This is a genomic window from Micrococcus sp. LASM2_SD2 (assembly GCF_057364565.1).
Genome location: NZ_JBNFOB010000328.1, coordinates 1 through 1,913 on the forward strand (window position 1 = coordinate 1; position 1,913 = coordinate 1,913).

General features: G+C 74.4%; 1 protein-coding gene, 2 pseudogenes and 1 riboswitch. All 3 genes and pseudogenes read right to left on the reverse strand.

From position 1 onward, the window contains the following. A pseudogene (locus tag AC2W7A_RS12030) lies at nucleotides 1–444 on the reverse strand (bifunctional diaminohydroxyphosphoribosylaminopyrimidine deaminase/5-amino-6-(5-phosphoribosylamino)uracil reductase RibD); the annotation flags it as partial. Between the two features lie 161 nt (nucleotides 445–605). After that, a riboswitch (FMN riboswitch) is annotated at nucleotides 606–754 on the reverse strand. A gap of 22 nt (nucleotides 755–776) precedes the next feature. Continuing rightward, nucleotides 777–1,451, reverse strand: a complete 675-nt coding sequence (gene rpe, locus AC2W7A_RS12035; RefSeq protein ID WP_485991547.1) for a ribulose-phosphate 3-epimerase — start codon at nucleotides 1,449–1,451, stop codon at nucleotides 777–779. After that, nucleotides 1,448–1,913, reverse strand: a pseudogene (locus AC2W7A_RS12040) (rRNA small subunit methyltransferase B); the annotation flags it as partial. The gene rpe and the pseudogene AC2W7A_RS12040, both read right to left, overlap by 4 nt.

The following is a 1,913-nucleotide window of genomic DNA, read 5'->3' on the forward strand; positions in this document are numbered from 1 at the left end:
CGGTGGGGGCCGGACAACGGCGACGCCGGCGGCGCGCAGCGTGGCCGCTCCCCCGCCGGAGGTGCCGGTGGGATCGGCGACGGCATAGACGAGGCGGCCGATACCGGCGTCTCGGACGGCGGCGCTGCAGGGACCGGTGCGGCCGGTGTGGTCGCAGGGTTCGAGTGTGACGTGCAGGGTGCAGGCGGCCGGGTCGATCGCGGCGGCGTCCGCATCCTGATCGCACAGCCGGGTCCAGGCGGCGAGGGCGTCGGCCTCCGCGTGCGGGGTGCCGGCGCCGCGATGACGTCCGACGGAGAGCACCCTGCCGTCCGGGCCGGTGAGGACGGCGCCGACGAGCGGGGTGGCGCCGCGGACACCCTCCAGGGCGGCGGCGACCGCGTGGTCCATGGCGGTGCAGTCCGTCACGGCGCGGTCCATGGCGGTGTCGGCGGGTGTGGCCACGGCAGGTCGGGGCGTGGCAGACGACGGCTGCTGCGGGTCCATCCGGGGCCTCCCGTGCGCTCGGTGCTCCGGGTGGCCTTCACCCGGAGGGGCACTCCGGGGATGCCTGCGAACGAACGCGGCAACGTGCCACGAGGGCACCTGACGCCACGGCGTTCGGCTGCGTGCTTCTCCCATCCAGACTCTGACTGTCGGTGCCGGAATTCCACCGGCTCAACCGATCGCGCGGCTCAGGACGGGCCTGGGCGCACGCTCACGGGTCGCGGACTGTCACCGCCGGTTCGGACTTTCACCGACCCCGGAGCACGTTAGCTGGCGTCGAGTATGGCATATCACACTGTGTGGCCGGCACAGGCTCGCCCAGCCGTCTCACGGAGCGAGCGGATCGCCGCGTCCGGGTCGTCGGCCCCGTAGACGGCGGAGCCGGCCACGAAGACGTCCGCGCCGGCCTCGGCGGCACGGTGGACGGTGTCCGCGTTGACGCCTCCGTCCACCTGGAGGGCGAGCTGCCCGCCCAGGTCGTCGATCGCCTTCCGCGCGGCGCGGATCTTCGGCAGGACCAGGTCCAGGAAGGGCTGGCCGCCGAAGCCGGGCTCGACGGTCATCAGCAGCAGCATGTCCACCTCCCCCAGCATCCCCAGGTGCGGCTGAAGCGCCGTGCCGGGGTTCAGCGCCATGGCGGCCTTCGCGCCGCGGGCCCGCAGCTCCCGGGCCAGGCGCACCGGGGCCTTGGCGGCCTCGGCGTGGAAGGTCACGGAGGCGGCGCCGGCATCCACATAGTCCGGGGCCCAGCGGTCCGGGTCCTCGATCATCAGGTGCAGGTCCAGCGGCAGGTCGGTGGCCCCGGCGATCGACTCCACGACGGGCAGGCCCAGGGTCAGGTTCGGCACGAAGTGCCCGTCCATGACGTCCACGTGGACGGCGTCGGCGGTGCCGATGCGGCCGAGCTCGTCGGCCAGTCGCGCGAAGTCGGCGGAGAGGATCGACGGGTGCAGTCGGACGGTCAACGGTGGGCTCCTGACGTGAGGGCGGTGGGCGGCCTGCGGAACAGGGCGAGGAACATCGCATCGGTGCCGTGGCGGTGCGGCCACAGCTGCGCGGTCTTGCGGTCGGGCAGGTCCAGGTCCCCGACGGCCACGGACTGCAGCACTGCGGCGGCGTCGAGCTGCTCGAGCTCGGGGCGCCGGCGCAGCAGGTCGTCGACCTGCACCACCGTCTCGGCCGGATGGGGCGAACAGGTCACATAGGCGAGCACGCCGCCGGGTGCCAGCACGGCGACCGCCGCGTCCAGCAGCTCGGCCTGCAGGTCCGTGAGGACGGCCAGGTCGGCCGGGGTGCGGCGCCAGACGAGACTCGGGCCGGCGGCGCAGGCGCCCAGCCCGGTGCAGGGGGGCGTCCACGAGGATCCGGTCGAAGCCCGGTGCCGCCTCGGGGACCTCGGCGATGCGTCGGCCGTCTCCGGCGCGCAC